16 protein-coding genes and 1 riboswitch are annotated in these 15,587 nt (G+C 72.3%); of the genes, 7 read left to right on the top strand and 9 right to left on the bottom strand.

The features are described 5' to 3' along the window. Positions 1-22 precede the first annotated feature (22 nt). The 3 genes from AB0E67_RS07480 to AB0E67_RS07470 all read left to right on the top strand — a co-directional run bounded on the left by AB0E67_RS07480 (position 23) and on the right by AB0E67_RS07470 (position 3,277). Positions 23-1,246: a DUF5931 domain-containing protein gene (locus AB0E67_RS07480; RefSeq protein ID WP_362022232.1), complete on the top strand. Its 1,224-nt coding sequence runs from the start codon at positions 23-25 to the stop codon at positions 1,244-1,246. Further along, positions 1,243-1,935 (top strand): response regulator transcription factor, encoded by a 693-nt coding sequence (locus AB0E67_RS07475; RefSeq protein WP_362022230.1) that lies wholly within the window; start codon positions 1,243-1,245, stop codon positions 1,933-1,935. Before AB0E67_RS07480 ends, AB0E67_RS07475 begins: the two co-directional genes overlap by 4 nt. Before the next feature lie 325 nt (positions 1,936-2,260). Next, positions 2,261-3,277, top strand: a complete 1,017-nt coding sequence (locus AB0E67_RS07470; RefSeq protein WP_362022227.1) for a 2-hydroxyacid dehydrogenase — start codon at positions 2,261-2,263, stop codon at positions 3,275-3,277. 51 nt (positions 3,278-3,328) lie between these two features. Here the strand turns inward: AB0E67_RS07470 and AB0E67_RS07465 are convergent, their stop codons facing one another. Then, positions 3,329-5,284: an anthranilate synthase family protein gene (locus tag AB0E67_RS07465; protein ID WP_362022224.1), complete on the bottom strand. Its 1,956-nt coding sequence runs from the start codon at positions 5,282-5,284 to the stop codon at positions 3,329-3,331. Positions 5,285-5,372: 88 nt separating this feature from the next. Then, positions 5,373-5,429, bottom strand: coding sequence for a trp operon leader peptide (locus tag AB0E67_RS07460; RefSeq protein WP_078513512.1), 57 nt, complete (start codon positions 5,427-5,429; stop codon positions 5,373-5,375). Positions 5,430-5,648: 219 nt separating this feature from the next. Here AB0E67_RS07460 and AB0E67_RS07455 point away from each other — a divergent pair, with 219 nt between their 5' ends. Continuing rightward, positions 5,649-6,995 (top strand): class II 3-deoxy-7-phosphoheptulonate synthase, encoded by a 1,347-nt coding sequence (locus AB0E67_RS07455; RefSeq protein ID WP_362023550.1) that lies wholly within the window; start codon positions 5,649-5,651, stop codon positions 6,993-6,995. Between the two features lie 182 nt (positions 6,996-7,177). After that, positions 7,178-7,474, top strand: coding sequence for a (2Fe-2S)-binding protein (locus AB0E67_RS07450; RefSeq protein ID WP_362022221.1), 297 nt, complete (start codon positions 7,178-7,180; stop codon positions 7,472-7,474). Positions 7,475-7,687: 213 nt separating this feature from the next. On the opposite strand, the gene bfr is transcribed toward AB0E67_RS07450, so the two are convergent. Continuing rightward, positions 7,688-8,212, bottom strand: coding sequence for a bacterioferritin (gene bfr, locus AB0E67_RS07445; RefSeq protein WP_073788879.1), 525 nt, complete (start codon positions 8,210-8,212; stop codon positions 7,688-7,690). Positions 8,213-8,404: 192 nt separating this feature from the next. On the opposite strand from bfr, the gene AB0E67_RS07440 reads away from it, so the two are divergent. Beyond that, positions 8,405-9,037 carry a sulfite oxidase-like oxidoreductase gene (locus tag AB0E67_RS07440; protein WP_362022218.1) on the top strand — a complete coding sequence of 211 codons (633 nt, stop codon included), beginning with the start codon at positions 8,405-8,407 and terminating at the stop codon, positions 9,035-9,037. Positions 9,038-9,069: 32 nt separating this feature from the next. Here the strand turns inward: AB0E67_RS07440 and AB0E67_RS07435 are convergent, their stop codons facing one another. The 6 genes from AB0E67_RS07435 to thiO all read right to left on the bottom strand — a co-directional run bounded on the left by AB0E67_RS07435 (position 9,070) and on the right by thiO (position 15,024). Further along, entirely contained in the window at positions 9,070-9,723 is a 654-nt protein-coding gene (locus AB0E67_RS07435) for a DUF4396 domain-containing protein (RefSeq protein ID WP_362022216.1), read from the bottom strand. Positions 9,724-9,821: 98 nt separating this feature from the next. Continuing rightward, on the bottom strand, positions 9,822-10,679 hold the full coding sequence (locus AB0E67_RS07430) for a deoxyribonuclease IV (RefSeq protein WP_362022213.1): 858 nt from the start codon (positions 10,677-10,679) through the stop codon (positions 9,822-9,824). A gap of 6 nt (positions 10,680-10,685) precedes the next feature. Continuing rightward, positions 10,686-12,614 carry a Stk1 family PASTA domain-containing Ser/Thr kinase gene (pknB, locus tag AB0E67_RS07425; protein WP_362022210.1) on the bottom strand — a complete coding sequence of 643 codons (1,929 nt, stop codon included), beginning with the start codon at positions 12,612-12,614 and terminating at the stop codon, positions 10,686-10,688. Between the two features lie 126 nt (positions 12,615-12,740). Further along, on the bottom strand, positions 12,741-13,535 hold the full coding sequence (locus AB0E67_RS07420) for a thiazole synthase (RefSeq protein WP_362022208.1): 795 nt from the start codon (positions 13,533-13,535) through the stop codon (positions 12,741-12,743). Positions 13,536-13,537: 2 nt separating this feature from the next. Then, complete coding sequence (gene thiS / locus AB0E67_RS07415; protein WP_362022205.1) at positions 13,538-13,822, bottom strand: sulfur carrier protein ThiS; 285 nt, start codon at positions 13,820-13,822, stop codon at positions 13,538-13,540. Continuing rightward, entirely contained in the window at positions 13,819-15,024 is a 1,206-nt protein-coding gene (gene thiO, locus AB0E67_RS07410; protein WP_362022202.1) for a glycine oxidase ThiO, read from the bottom strand. The genes thiS and thiO overlap by 4 nt, the downstream gene beginning before the upstream one ends. Then, a riboswitch (TPP riboswitch) is annotated at positions 15,022-15,135 on the bottom strand. Its footprint overlaps the gene before it by 3 nt. A 72-nt stretch (positions 15,136-15,207) precedes the next feature. On the opposite strand from thiO, the gene AB0E67_RS07405 reads away from it, so the two are divergent. Further along, the gene (locus AB0E67_RS07405) at positions 15,208-15,552 is read left to right on the top strand and encodes a hypothetical protein (protein WP_362022199.1); all 345 of its coding nucleotides are present in this window, start codon (positions 15,208-15,210) and stop codon (positions 15,550-15,552) included. Positions 15,553-15,587 lie beyond the last annotated feature (35 nt).

The following is a 15,587-nucleotide window of genomic DNA, read 5'->3' as shown; positions in this document are numbered from 1 at the left end:
GGTCCTGTCCGAGGGGGAAGAAGTGGTCAGGCGCGAACGCGTCGTACGGATGTCGGTCGAGCAGCCGCTGTGGCGTGCCCTGACGGCCTATCGCGTGCTGACGATGGTCTACGCGGTGCTGCTCGCCGTGTTCGGCCGGGAGCGGTACGACCGGCCGTGGGTCGCCGTCGTCTTCCTGACCGTGCTGGCGGTCTGGACGCTCGCCTCGCTCCCGAAGGTCTCCGGCGCCGTCGCCTGTACCAAGCGCTTCCTCGGCGTGGACCTGGCGCTCGCCCTCGCCGGCATCCTCCTCACCCCGCTCGCCGACTTCGAGGCCCAGTCGGTGGACGGCCCCACGCTGCCGTCCATCTGGACCGCGGGTTCGGTGCTGGCCTTCGCCCTCAAGGGCGGCTGGCGCTGGGCGGCGTTCGCCTCGACCCTCGTCGCCGTCGTCAACATCGTCGAACGCGGCGATCCCAGCCGGGACACCTTCCACAACGTCCTGCTGGTCTGGGTCGCCTCCATCGCCATCGGGTACGTCGTCGAGGTCGCCCGGGCCAGTGAACGCACCCTCGCCCGCGCCCTGGAGATCGAGGCCGCCACCCGGGAACGGGAACGGCTCGCCCGCGACATCCACGACAGCGTCCTCCAGGTGCTGGCGATGGTGCAGCGCCGCGGCACCGCGCTGGGCGGCGAGGCGGCCGAGCTGGGCCGGCTGGCCGGGGAGCAGGAGATCGCCCTGCGCACCCTGGTCACCAGCGGACTGGTGCCCGCCACCCGGGTCTCCGAGGACGCAGCCGAGGGCGCGGTGGTCCGCAGCGTGGAGGTCGACGACGAACCGTCCGGCCCGGCCGCGTGCGACCTGCGCACCCTGCTCGCCCCGCACGCGGGCTCCCGGATCACCTTCGCGGAGCCGGGGGCCCCGGTGCTGCTCGCCCCCGCCACCGCGGCGGAGCTGGCGGCCGCCGTCGGTGCCGCCCTGGACAATGTGAGGGTGCACGCGGGGGAGGACGCCCAGGCGTGGATTCTCGTCGAGGACTGGCCGGACGAGGTGGTCGTGACGGTCCGGGACGACGGGCCGGGCATTCCGGAGGGGCGGCTCGCCCAGGCGGAGGGGGAGGGACGGATGGGGGTCGCGCTGTCGATCCGCGGCAGGCTGCGTGACCTGGGCGGTACGGCGGAGTTGGTCTCGGTGCCCGGTCAGGGCACCGAGGTGGAGTTGAAGGTTCCGAAGGTTTCACGGGGGAAGGCAGGATCAGCGGGATGAGCACGCAGGGCGACCGGAGCGCCGAGGAGCGGACCACCACGGTGATGGTGGTCGACGACCATCCGATGTGGCGCGACGCCGTCGCCCGCGATCTGTCCGAGTCGGGTTTCGAGGTGGTGGCGACCGCGGGCGACGGGCCGCAGGCCGTCCGCAGGGCCAAGGCGGTCACGCCCGACGTCCTCGTCCTCGACCTCAACCTGCCCGGCATGCCCGGCGTACAGGTCTGCAAGGAACTCGTCGGCGCCCTGCCCGGGCTGCGGGTGCTGGTGCTCTCCGCGAGCGGCGAGCACGCCGACGTGCTGGAGGCGGTCAAGTCCGGCGCCACCGGCTATCTGCTCAAGTCGGCCAGTACGCAGGAGCTGACCGAGGCCGTACGGTCCACCGCGGCCGGCGACCCCGTCTTCACCCCGGGCCTGGCCGGACTGGTCCTCGGCGAGTACCGCAGGCTCGCCTCCGACCCCGCGCCCGTCGCCGCCGACGAGCCCAAGGCCCCGCGGCTCACCGAGCGCGAGACCGAGGTTCTGCGGCTGGTCGCCAAGGGGCTCTCGTACAAGCAGATCGCCGAGCGTCTGGTCATCTCGCACCGCACCGTCCAGAACCACGTCCAGAACACCCTGGGCAAGCTCCAGCTGCACAACCGCGTGGAGCTCGTGCGGTACGCGATCGAGCGCGGCCTCGACGACGTCTAGTGCTGTGGCCGGAAACGTTTGCCGGGAAGCTCGCGGCGTCCGGTGCGGTGCATCGCGAGGCGGAGGATCGCCCTCGTACTGGACGTACTCGGGTGATGCGACAACGCGGCGAGGTGCCGTGCCGGGCGTCGCGAGCCGGTATACCTTTCCGGTCGCAGCCTAGTGCCGGGAGCGGCACCAGCGCGTCCGGGCCCGCCGGGCGGGCGGCGGCCTCCGAGCGGCGCGGCGGGGACCGGGACCGTATATTCGCGATGACCGGCACATTCGCGACGACCGGCGCCTGCCCTGCCCCGGTCCCCGGTCCGCGCGTCGAACGGGAGCAGTCGTGGAAATCCTGGCCTTCGGTGTGCAGTCCGACGAGAAGCCGCTGATCGAGAGGGCCTTCGACAGGGCCTTCGCCGGGCAGCACGCGGTCCGGTGCCTGGACGTCTTCCTCACCGCCGACACCGCCCCCATCGCGGCGGGCCACGAGATCATCTCCACCAGCGTCAACGCCGACCTCGGCAGCCGCGTCCTGCAGACCCTCGCGGCCGGGGGCACGCAGATGATCGCCCAGCGGTCCACCGGCTTCAACAACATCGATCTCGACGTCGCCGAACGGCTCGCCCTGCGGGTCGCCCGGGTCTCCCACTACTCGCCGTACTCGGTCGCGGAGTTCGCCTGGACCCTCGCGATGGCGGTCAACCGCCGCGTCGTCCGGGCCGCGGGCCGCACCCGCGACTTCGACTTCCGGCTCGACGGCCTCCTCGGCCGGGACATGCACGGGCGCACGGCCGGGGTGATCGGCACGGGCCGGATCGGCGAGGCGTTCACCCGCATCGCCCACGGCTTCGGCATGAGACTGCTCGGCTGGGACGTCACCGAGAACCCCGTCTGCACCGCACTCGGCATGGAGTACGTCGACAAGGACCGGCTCCTCGCCGAGTCCGACCTGATCAGCCTGCACGTCCCGCTGATGCCCGCGACCCACCACCTGATCGGCGCCCGGGCCCTGGCCCGGATGAAGGACGACGCGATCCTGGTCAACTCCAGCCGCGGCGGTCTCGTCGACACCGACGCGCTGGTCGCCGAGCTGCGCGCGGGCCGGTTCCTGGGCGTGGGACTCGACGTGTACGAGGCGGAGGCCGGGCTCTTCTTCGTCGACAAGTCCCTGGAGGGCATCGACGACGACACCCTCGCCCGGCTCGTCACCTTCCCCAACGTCGTCGTGACCTCGCACCAGGCGTACTACACCCGGGACGCCGTGTCCCAGATCATCGACACCACGGTGCACAACATCGCCGACCACCTGGCCGGCCGCCGGAGCGAGAACGTCCTCGTACCGGCGCTCCCGGCGGGCTGACGCCCGGGGGCCGCACCGGTCCCCGGGCCCGTCCCGCTCCTCGGACGCGTCTCAGCCGCCGACGGGCAGCCCCGCGAGCAGCTCCGCCACGATCGCCGTGCCGCGCAGCGTCAGCACCGACTCCGGATGGAACTGCACCGACGCAAAGCCCGGTCCGCGCAGCGCGTGCAGTTCCCCGGTCGCCGGGTCCACGCTCGACTCGATGCCGTGCGCCGCCAGCTCGACGGCCGCCGCCTCGTCGCAGCGCGCCGTGAAGCTGTTGTAGAAGCCGACCGTCTCCGGCCGCCCGAAGAGGTCGATCCGGACCTGGGCGCCCTGATGGGGCACGGTCTTGCGGACGATGTCCAGCCCCAGCTCCGCCGCGATCAGCTCATGGCCCAGACAGACCCCCAGCAGCCCGTGCCGGTGGTCGCGGACCAGCTCCGCCGCGAGCCCGCGCAGCAGCCGCATCTTCGGATCGGCCGTGTCGCCGGGGTTCCCGGGCCCGGGGCCCAGCACGAGCGGACCCGCGTGGCCGCGCACCCGCTCGCGCAGCCCCGGCTCGTCGAAGCGGTGCACCGCCACCTGAAGCCCCGAGGAGCGCAGCAGATGGGCCAGCATCGCGGTGAAGGTGTCCTCCCCGTCGACCACCAGCGCACGGCCGGCCCCCTCATGGGTCCGCTCCTGCATCCGCAGCCAGAACGGGGCGAGCCCGTCCCGCCGGGCGTCCAGCGCCGCCCGCACCCGCGGGTCGTCGGCCAGCCGCGCCGGGCCCGCCGCCCCTGCCCCGGGCCGGCCGGGCCGCACCCCCAGCGCGGCGAGCACCCCGGCCGCCTTCGCGTGCGTCTCGGCGACCTCGCCCTCCGGATCCGAGTGGCGTACCAGCGTCGCCCCGACCGGCACCCGCAGCCGGCCGTCGGCCGCGATGTCGGCGGTACGGATCAGGATCGGCGAGTCCAGGGTCTGCGCCCCGCCCGGCTCCTGCCGCAGGAGGGCCAGCGCCCCCGCGTAGTAGCCGCGCCCGCCGGACTCGTACCGCTCGATGACCCGGCAGGCGTTCTGCACGGGCGAGCCGGTGACCGTCGCCGCGAACATGGTCTCCCGCAACACCTCCCGCACGTCGAGCGAGGAGCGTCCGCGCAGCTCGTACTCGGTGTGCGCGAGATGGGCCATCTCCTTGAGGCGGGGCCCGACCACCACCCCGCCCATGTCGCCCACGGTGCACATCATCTTCAGCTCCTCGTCGACGACCATGGAGAGCTCGTCGCGCTCCTTGCGGTCGGCGAGGAACTCCAGCAGGCCCTCGGCGGTCGGTCCCTCGGCGGGGTAGCGGTACGTGCCGCTGATCGGATTCATCACGACCGTCCCGCCGGACATCCGCACGTGCACCTCGGGGCTTGCCCCGACCAGCGTCCGCCCGGCCGTTCCCCGTCCTTCCGGGGAAGCCCCGTCGGCCCCCCGTCCGCTCGCGGTGTGCACCACGAACGTCCAGTACGCGCCCCGCTCACCGGCCAGCAGCCGCCGGAACAGGGCCAGCGCGTCGGCCCGGCCGAAGCCGGGGATCTCGCCCCGGACGGTGCGCCGGACGACGAAGTTCGCGCCCTCGCCCCGCCCGATCTCGTCCTCGACGACCCTGCGGACGATCTCCGCGTACTCCTCGTCGGGGACGTCGAAGCCGCCGCCGACGACCGGCACGTCCCGCACCGGCAGGTGCTCCAGCACCTCGGCGAGCGGCAGTTCGTGCACCTCGTCGGCGACCAGCACGGACAGCGGCGTGCCGTCGTCGCGCACGTCGAAGCCGCGCTCGGCGATCTGCCGGAACGGCACCAGGGCGAGGGAGGGCAGCGGCCCGACCGGGAGGTCGGCGAGCCGGTCCACCTCCCGCACCGGGCCGATCAGGACCTCGACGACGTCCTGGTCGTGGCCGGGGGTGCGCCGGTGCAGCAGGGCGAACGGCGGGCAGTCGTCACCAAGCAGCCGTTCGACGACGGAGCCGGCACGGCGGGGGCGGGGCTGGGGCTGGGACACGGGTGTTCCTTCCATGAGGAGGAACGGCTCCCGAACGCGAAGAAGGCCGCCCCTCGGGCGGCCTTCGCGTGGTCTGTCGCGCGATCGATCAGTGAGCCGCCGGATGAGCGGTCCACCACCAGTTCTGGGTCGTCTGCGCGAACATGCCCCGAACCCTAGCGGATGGGCGGGGCATCCCCCAACGGAAACCGGCGCGATCCCCGTCGGAGGATCCGCCCGGGAAGGCGTGGGCGGATCCTCCGACGGACAGGCAGCGGCCCCGGCGGGCGGGTGGGCCGCGGGGTGGGTCATCCGAGCGCGCGTCTCATCTATTGAGCTTTCGGATGGACGCGGCGCCGGACCCCGTAATGTTGTCGGTGTGACCGTGAACGCCAATACCCCCGTCGCCGGTGGCAACACCTGGCGAGACCTTCCCGCGGCGCAGCAGCCCGAGTACCCCGATGCCGAGGCTCTGCGCGATGTACTCGCGGAACTCGCGTCGTATCCGCCGCTCGTGTTCGCGGGCGAGTGCGACCAGCTGCGCGCCCGCATGGCAGCCGTCGCCAAGGGCGAGGCGTTCCTGCTCCAGGGTGGTGACTGCGCCGAGGCGTTCGACGCCGTGTCGGCCGATCACATCCGGGCCAAGCTGAAGACGCTGCTCCAGATGAGCGCCGTCCTCACCTACGCGGCGTCCGTGCCGGTCGTCAAGGTGGGCCGGATCGCCGGCCAGTACTCCAAGCCGCGCTCCAAGCCCACCGAGACCCGCGACGGCGTCACCCTGCCGACCTACCGCGGCGACTCGGTGAACGGCTTCGCCTTCACCGAGGAGGCCCGGGTCCCGGACCCGCAGCGGCTGAAGCAGATGTACCACGCGTCCGCCTCCACGCTGAACCTGGTGCGTGCCTTCACCACCGGTGGCTACGCCGACCTGCGCCAGGTGCACGCCTGGAACCAGGACTTCGTGAAGTCGTCGCCGTCGGGCCAGCGCTACGAGGCGCTCGCCCGCGAGATCGACAACGCGCTGAACTTCATGAAGGCGTGCGGCACGGACCCGGCGGAGTTCAAGGCCGTCGAGTTCTACGCCTCGCACGAGGGCCTGCTGCTGGACTACGAGTCGGCCCTGACCCGTGTCGACTCGCGCACCGGCCGTCTGTACGACACCTCCGGCCACATGGTCTGGATCGGCGAGCGCACCCGGCAGCTGGACCACGCGCACATCGAGTTCGCCGCGCAGATCCGCAACCCGATCGGCATCAAGCTCGGTCCGACCACGACGGCCGAGGAGGCGCTGCGGTACGTCGAGCGCCTCGACCCCGACCGGGAGCCGGGCCGGCTGACCTTCATCGTCCGCATGGGCGCGGACAAGGTCCGCGACAAGCTCCCCGAGCTGGTGGAGAAGGTCACCGCGTCCGGCGCCACCGTGGCGTGGGTGACCGACCCGATGCACGGCAACACCTTCGAAGCGGCCTCCGGCCACAAGACCCGCCGCTTCGACGACGTCCTGGACGAGGTCAAGGGCTTCTTCGAGGTGCACAAGGGCCTCGGCACGCACCCGGGCGGCATCCACGTGGAGCTCACCGGCGACGACGTCACCGAGTGCGTCGGCGGCGGGCACGAGATCTTCGTGGACGACCTGCACCAGCGCTACGAGACGGCCTGTGACCCCCGCCTCAACCGGAGCCAGTCCCTCGACCTGGCGTTCCTGGTCGCCGAGATGTACCGCGACCAGTAGGCGGCACCGCGTCACCGCAGGTGACAGGCGTACGACTGTGGGGCACGGATCGCTGTGATCCGTGCCCCACAGGGCTTTCGAAGGTTCCGGGCACCTTGCGCACGGGGTAAGGTTAGGTTTGCCTCACCGGGTAGGGGGACGGTCTGGCAGTCAAGGACCGAACCCGTCGGGAGGTGAACCGCATGTACGTCTGCTCGTGCTTCGGCGTTACGGAGCAGCAGGTCAAGGAGCATGCGGAAGCCGGAGCCTGCACCCCCCGGAAGATCGCCTCCGTCTGCAAGGCGGGCACGGACTGCGGCGGCTGCGTCCGCGCCATCCAGGCCGTCCTGGGTCGCGGCAGCTGCCCGCGCCGTGAGCTGCTCGAGCGGAAGCGGACGCCCGGCGCCGACTCCGACGCCACCGGGGGCGATGCCGACGCCCTCGCCCCGGTGGTCGCCCCGGGTGCCGTACGGCCTGCCCGGCTCCCCGAGGCGGCCTGACCCCTTTCGCCCGGCTCCGGCGCTTTCGGAGCGCGGCCAGGGTGTGCATCGAGGGTGCCGTCCGGCCCGCGACGCCTGGCACGGCGCCTCGCCACGTTGTCGGGATCGTCCACGTACGCCCCCGCAGGAGGGCGACCCTTCGCCTTGCGACGCACCGCACCGGACGCCGCGGGCCCCGCCCTTCGGGCGACGGCGCCGATTCCGAAATGCGCCCTAGTGCCCTCCGTACCCCTTGAGGCCCGTCTCGCCGCTGTGTCCCTCGTCGTGCGGCTGCTCGATCTGCTGCGCGATGTAGAGCGGTTCGCCGAGCTTCTCGACGAGCTCCAACTGGGCTTCGAGGTAGTCGACATGGTGCTCCTCGTCGGCGAGGATCGCCTCGAAGATGTTCGCCGACGTGATGTCGTCCTTCCCGCGCATCAGGTCGATCCCGCGCCGCAGGCGGTCGATCGCCTCCACCTCGATCTGGAGGTCGGCCTGGAACATCTCGGTGACGGTCTGCCCCACCCTCACGTGGAACAGTCGCTGGTAGTTGGGCAGTCCGTCGAGGTAGAGGATCCGGTGCGTGAGGATCTCGGCGTGCCGCATCTCGTCGAACGACTCGGCGCGGGTGTACTTCGCGAGCTTCAGCCAGCCGGCGTGCTCCTGCATCTTGGAATGAAGGAAGTACTGGTTGATCGCGGTCAGTTCGGCGGTCAGCTGCTCGTTCAGGAACTCAAGGACCTCGGGATCGCCCTGCATCGGAGGCTCCTTCCGGCCGGTGGGTGCCGGCCAATACCGGTGAATGACAGTGAATGCCAACGAATACGGCAAGTTGGCCGAATCCTCGCACCGTGCTCGTTGATCGTCCAGTAAGTACACGCTTAGTGGGATTTGCCGGAATTATCTACACCCTGGTCGGAACCACCCCTGTCTGTCTGTCACCATGGAGGCATGGGTCAGCCGGAAAGCCGGGAAAACCGCGCGTCAGAGCAGTCGGAGCTTCCGCCGGGACAGCGACTCCAGCGCGGCTGGCCGGTCACCCACTACGGGCCGGTGCCCAAGTTCAAGCCGGACCGCTGGGAGTTCCGCGTCTTCGGCGCCACCGCGGACGGCGCGAAGCACTGCTGGAACCATCAGGAGTTCTCGGCGCTGCCGTACTCCTCGGTCGTCGCCGACCTGCACTGCGTCACGAAATACAGCATGCTCGGCGCCGAATGGGGCGGGGTCCTCGCCCGTACGGTTCTGGAACTCGCGCCGCCCGCGCCGAACGTCACGCACGTGATGGTCTGGGCCGAGTACGGCTTCAGCTCGAACCTGAGGCTCTCCGACTTCGCCTCGGACCGAACGATCTTCGCCACCCACAAGGGCGGTGAGCTGCTCACCGCCGAGCACGGCTTCCCGCTCCGGCTCATCGTGCCGCACCTCTACGCCTGGAAGGGGCCCAAGTGGGTCCGCGGCGTCGAGTACATGACGGCGGACCGCCGCGGCTTCTGGGAGGAGCGCGGCTACCACAACATCGGCGACCCGTGGCGCGAGCAGCGCTACTCCTACCAGGAAGAGCCCGGGGACGGCCCCGAGCTCTGACCCGATGGGCGACGGACGCGCCCGGTCCGCCGTCAGTGGTGGTACTGGTGCACCACCGCGTGGCCCTTGCCCCGGCCGATCATCCACTTGTTGACCGGCGTGGTGGCGACGAAGGCCACGGCGAGCGAGAGCGCGAGCGCCCCCCAGAACAGCGCGTCGGAGAGCGTCGCGTCCATGGCGCCCGGCCACAGCGCGATCACGCCGTTGTCGATCAGCTCCATCACCGCGATCGAGAGCGTGTCCGCTGCGAGGGCGACCCGGAGGGCGGTGCGGAAGTCGACACCGGCCTTGCGGATGGAGCGCAGCGTCAGCGTGTAGCCGAAGAAGAAGGCCAGGACGATCGCGAGCACCATCGTCCGCATGTTGCCCCAGCCGAGCGCGGTGCCGATCACCATGCCGAGGATCTCGCCGATGGCGCATCCGGTGAGGCAGTGCAGGGTGGCCCGGGCCGCCATGGCCCAGCCGACCTTTCCGGGAGCGTGGCTGCCGTGACCGGTGTGGCCGCCGTGACCGGCGTGGCTCCCGTGGTCGGCATGGCCTTCGTGGCCGACATGGTCATGGTGACCGGTGTGGTCTTCATGGCTGATGTGGCCCGAGTGGCTGGTGTGGGCGCCGTGGGCGGCCTGATCCGAGTGCTCGGCGTGCGGGTCGTGCCCGTGCTGCCCGCTCTTCGTGTCGTGCTGCATGGCGATCCCCCAATGCCGGATGACGGCTCCTTCGACAGCAGGAACCGTATACCCCCGTGGGGTATTCCCGATGGGGAATCCGAGGAAGGGTACGAGGACTACTCCTGGTCGCGCAGCCCCTTCAGCCGGGCCACGTCCGCCGCGTGGCCGTCCTTTCCGCCCGGTGTCTCGATGATCAACGGCACGCCCGCGGTGGCCGGATGGGAGAACAGCTCCCGGAACGGCTCCTCGCCGATGTGCCCGGCGCCGATGTTCGCGTGCCGGTCCTTGTGGGCTCCCGCTGCCTCCTTGGAGTCATTGGCGTGGATCAGTTTCAGCCGGCCCGCACCGACGGTCTCGACCAGCAGGTCCAGGGTCTGCCGCATGCCCTCCGGACCCGACAGGTCGTGGCCCGCCGCGTGGACGTGGCACGTGTCGAGGCACACGCCGAGCCTGGGGTGGGAGTCGAGCGCCTCGAAGTACGGGCCGAAGTCCCAGGTCCGTGAGCAGAGCGAGGACCCCTGACCGGCCGTGGACTCCAGCAGCAGGTACGGGTCGTCGTCGTGCGTCAGTTCGTCCAGCAGCGGCCGCAGGTGCGCACGCACCTGGGCGAGGGCCCGTTCGCGCGGCCGGCCGCCGGTCGCCGACCCGGTGTGCACCACGACGCCCAGCGCGCCGATCTCGCGGGCCCGGCGCAGCGAATGGCGCAGCGAGTCCACCGACCTCTCCACGGTGGCCTCGGTGTGCGAGCCGAAGTTGATCAGATACGGGGCGTGGACGTACGCCGGTACGGACGCGGTGGCGCACTCGGCGCGGAACCGCTCGTCCTCGGCGGGGTTGCCCGCGGGCGTCGCCCAGCCGCGCGGATTGGCGACGAAGACCTGCACCGCCTCCGCCCCCATCTCCCGGGCGTAGGGCAGGCCGACCTTGGCGAGACCGCCGGCCACGGGGACGTGACCGCCGACTGGGTTGCGCATGTGGATCTAGAGCCCCTTGGTCCTGATGGTGATGGTGCTGCCCTCGGGGGCCCGTTCGCCGCCCTCGACGGACTGGCTCGCGATCGTGTCGCTGAAGGAGAGGAAGGGGCGGTCGACCTTCACGTCGAACCCCGCGCCCTCCAGTTCGCGCTTGGCGGCGTCGACGTCCTTCCCGGTGACGTCCGGGACGGTGATCATCCGCGGCCCCTTGGAGACCGTGAGCGTGATGGTGTCGCCCTCGGCGACCCGGGCGCCCTGTGCCGGTGACTGGCGGGCGATGTCGCCGGAGACCTCGGGAGCGTTGATCCGGCCGGGCAGCACGCGGGCCTTCAGCCCGTACTCGTCCAGCGCGTCCGTGGCGTCCTTGACGGACAGGCCCGTGACGTCGGGGACGTCGACCGGGGCGCCCTTGCTCACGACGAGGGCGACCGCGGAGTCCGGATGCCGCTCGGTGCCCACCTCGGGGTCGGTCCGGATCACGTCGCCCCGGCCCGTGTCGTCGCTGAACTCCTTGGTGACCATGCCGGGCTCCAGCCCGGCCTTCTTCAGCTCGCGCCGGGCCTCGGCGACGGCGAGGCCGTGGACGTCGGGCACCTTCACGATCTCGGGGCCGCTCGAGACGATCAGCCGCACCCCGTCGTTCCTGCGGATGCGGGCGCCGGACGCGGGGTCGCTGTCGACGACCTTGCCGCGTGCCACGGTGTCGCTGTAGGCCCGCTCGACGCCCTTGAGGTCCAGACCGGAGTCCGAGAGCCGTTCCCGGGCGGTCTGCTCGGTCTGGCCGAGCAGCGAGGGCACCCGTGTGAACTGGCCGGAGTTGATGTACCAGACACCCGTGCCGATGCCCAGGGTCAGCAGGACGGCGAGTACCGCGGTCATGACGGAGCGCCGCGGGGCCCGGACGCCTCCCCAGGAGCGCGGTGCTCGCGGCGCGCTCCCGGAGGGCTCCCGCGGCGGCATCTCCAGCCGGCTGGTGCGATGGGTGACTCCCCGGTCGTCCGGGAGCAGCCGCGGGATCACGCTCGTGCGGTCCTCGGTGGCGTCGCGCTCCCCGGCGCGGGCCTGCGGCGGTACGGCGTCCAGCTGGGCGTCGGTGAGTGCGGAACGGGCCTCGCGGGTCTCGGCGAGCAGGGCCACCGCGTCGGACGGGCGGACCTGGGGGTTGCGCGCGGTCGCGCTCGCCACCAGGTCGTCGAGCGCGACCGGGAGGTCCGGGACGAGGGCCGACGGAGGCGGGACGTCCTCGTTGAGATGCTGGTAGATGACCTGGGCCGGGGTGTCCCCGACGTACGGCTTGGCGCCGGTCAGCATCTCGTACAGGACCACACCACAGGCGTACACGTCGGTACGGGTGTCCGCCGTGCCGTGTTCGATCTGCTCGGGGGCGAGGTACGAGACGGTCCCGAGCACCGATCCGGTGGTGCTGGTGACGGACCCCACCGCCCGCACCAGACCGAAGTCGGCGACCTTGACCCGGCCGTCGTCCCCTATCAGGACGTTCTCCGGCTTCATGTCGCGGTGCACGAAGCCCGCCCGGTGCGCGGCGCCGAGCGCGGCGAGCACCGGCTCCAGGATGTCCAGCGCGGCCCTCGGCTGGAGGGCGCCGCGGTCGCGCAGCACGTCGCGCAGCGTGCAGCCCGGGACGTACTCCATCGCGAGGTAGACGTACTGGCCCTGGGCGCCCTGGTCGAAGACCCCGACCACATTCGGGTGCGCGAGCCGGGCCACGGACTTGGCCTCGCGTATGAACCGCTCCACGAAGGACGCGTCGGTGGCGAGTGCCGGGTGCATCACCTTGAGAGCGAGCACCCGGTCGAGCCGGGTGTCCACGGCCCGGTAGACCGTGGCCATGCCACCCACGGCGATGCGGGCATCGACGCGGTAGCGGCCGTCGAGCAGCTGCCCGACGAGCGGGTCCTGGAGGGTCGTATCCACGGATGCGAGTCTACGAGCCGCGGCGGACACGTCCGACGGCCCGGACGGCCCCGGGGCCGAACCGCAGCCGAGCCGTGACGGCGACACGCTCCGCCCGGTGCCCGCCGGGACGTCCGGCCGCCCCGGTCAGAAGGCCGGGCGCTCGGGGTCCAGCACCGCGCGCCCCGCCACCGGCGACGACGCCTCGGCGAAGTGCCGGCGCGGGATCCGGCCCGCCCGGTACGCCAGCCGTCCGCCCGCCACCGCGTGCCGCATCGCGGCGGCCATCAGCTCGGGCTCCTGGGCCCGGGTCACGGCGGAGGCCAGCATCACCGCCGCGCACCCCAGCTCCATCGCCAGCGCCGCGTCCGAGGCGGTCCCGGCGCCCGCGTCGAGGATCACCGGCACCCGCGCCTGCTCGACGATCAGCTGGAAGTTGTGCGGATTGCGGATGCCGAGACCGGAGCCGATGGGGGAGCCGAGCGGCATCACCGCCGCGCAGCCCACGTCCTGGAGGCGGCGGGCCAGCACCGGGTCGTCGTTGGTGTACGGCAGCACGGTGAAACCGTCGTCCACCAGGGTCTCCGCGGCGTCCAGCAGCTCGACCGGGTCGGGCAGCAGGGTCCGCTCGTCGGCCACCACCTCCAGCTTGACCCAGTCGGTGCCGAGGGCCTCGCGGGCCAGCCGGGCGGTCAGCACGGCCTCGCCCGCGGTGAAGCAGCCCGCCGTGTTCGGCAGGACGCGGATGGAGAGCCGTCGCAGGACGGAGAGCACCGAGCCCTGCACGGCCGGGTCGAGGCGGCGCATCGCGACGGTGGTCAGCTCGGTGCCGGAGGCGACGAGGGAGCGTTCCAGCACATCGAGGCTGGGCGCCCCGCCCGTGCCCATGATCAGCCGGGAGCCGAACGTGGTGTCCCCGAGGGCGAAGAGGTCGTCGGACACGGTCAGCCTCCCTGGACCGCGGTCAGGATCTCGACCCGGTCCCCGTCGCGCAGCGCCGTGGCGGACCACTGCCCGCGCGGCACGACGCTCTCGTTGACGGCCGCCGCGACACCGGAGCGGGCCGAGGTCAGCCCGGCGACCAGCGCGTCCAGGGCGGTGCCCGCGGCGAGGAGCCGGACCTCCCCGTTCACGGACACGGACACGGAGGCGGGGGAGGGGGAGGGGACGGGCGCGGAGTCGGCGAGGGGCACGGAACCGGAAGCGGGGGAGGGCGCGGGCTCGGTCATGCGGGCTGCTCCTGACGTACGGAGTCGACGGCGGGCGAGAAGCGGTACGGGGTGAAGGGGCGGGCCACCTCGGGCAGCTCTCCGTCGGCCAGCGACGCCGCCATGACGTCTCCGGTGACGGGCGTGAGCAGCACCCCGTTGCGATGGTGGCCGGTCGCGAGATGGAGGCCGGGCAGCGCGGTGGGGCCCAGCAGCGGGGCGTTGTCGGGGGAGCCGGGGCGCAGACCGGCCCGGGTCTCGACGAGCGGCAGCTCCGTGATGCCGGGCACCAGCTCGTGGGCGTCCCGCAGCAGCTCGTAGACGCCGCCCGCGGTGACGGTGGTGTCCCAGCCCATCTCCTCGCTGGTGGCGCCGACGACCAGTTCGCCGTTCTCGCGCGGTACGAGATAGAGGGGGCCGCCCCGGACCACGGCCCGGACCGTCCGGGAGAGGAAGGGCGCGTACCGGGCGGGCACGGTCAGCCGCAGCACCTGCCCCTTCACCGGCCGGACCGGTGGCGCGACCGCGTCCGGCAGGCCCGGCAGCCGGCCGCTGAGACTCCCCGCGGCGAGCACGACCTGGTCGGCGGCCAGCTCCGGGCCCCCGGCGAGCACGATTCCAGTGGCCCGGTCGCGCACCACCGTCAGACGCTCCGCCCGGGCCCGGTGGAAGACCACCCCGGCCCGCTCGCACGCGGTCAGCAGCGCGGCGGCCAGCCGGCGCGGATCGATCTGGTGATCGCCGTCGACCCGCAGCCCGCCGCGCACGCCCGGCGCGAGCATCGGCTCCAGGCGGCGGCACTCGCGGCCCGTCAGCCACTCCGACTCCAGGCCCGAACGCCGTTGCAGGGCGTGCAGCTCCCGCAGATGGGCCCGGTCGTCGGAGTCCAGCGCGACGGCGAGCGTGCCACAGGCGCGAAAGCCCGTGTCCCGGCCGCTCGCCTCCTCCAGCTCCGCCACGAACGCCGGGTAGCGGGCGGCCGAGGCGAGATTCAGCCCCAGCAACAGCTCCTCGCCGTAGTGGAGTTCGGTGACGGCGGCCAGCATCCCGGCGGCCACGCGGGCGGCCCCGCCGCCCGGATCGGGATCGGCGACCGCGGTGCGCAGTCCGCGCTGCGCGGTCCGCCAGGCGGTCACCAGGCCGATGATTCCGCCCCCGACGACGAGGACGTCGTACGGCCCCCCGTCCCGGGCGCACCGGCCCTCGTGATGAGAAGAACGCATGGGCGTCCAGCCCCTCCCTTCGCCGGCATGACCCGGATCAGGTTCGTACGGTCGGAGGCCGCTCCAGCCTCCCTCTCAGCCCGCTGCGTCCGGGCTCCCGCGAGTGTCTTACCGTGGCCACCCTAAACCCCGCCCGCCGGACCCGGGTGAGGGACCGCCGGACCCAGGCAAGGGAGCAGCGCCATGGCCCGTTCGCTCGACGGACTCGTCCTCTCGCCGGTCGCCGACCAGGCGCCCGGTCAGGTCGGCACCCGCACCCGCTTCACGTACCACGAGGAGGGCGGCCGGATCTGGGCCGAGTACGCGGGCGGCGACGTGGTACGCGGCCATCTCGTCGGCACCCGCGCCGGTGACGTCCTCGACTTCCGGTACGTGCAGCTCAAGCAGGACGGAACGACGTCCTGCGGCCACTGCGTCTCCACCGTCGTCGATCTCCCGGACGGCCGGGTCCGGCTGGAGGAGCGGTGGGAATGGGAGTCGCAGGAGGGCAGCGGCACCAGCACCGTGGAGCAACTCCCCCTGCCATGACGTTCTGTCAGGTGTTTATGGTGTACAGGTGAGCG

Source organism: Streptomyces sp. NPDC032161 (assembly GCF_040636995.1).
Classification (GTDB): domain Bacteria; phylum Actinomycetota; class Actinomycetes; order Streptomycetales; family Streptomycetaceae; genus Streptomyces.
The sequence above is the reverse complement of the archived record's forward strand: the minus strand, read 5'-3'. Positions and strand labels throughout refer to the sequence as shown.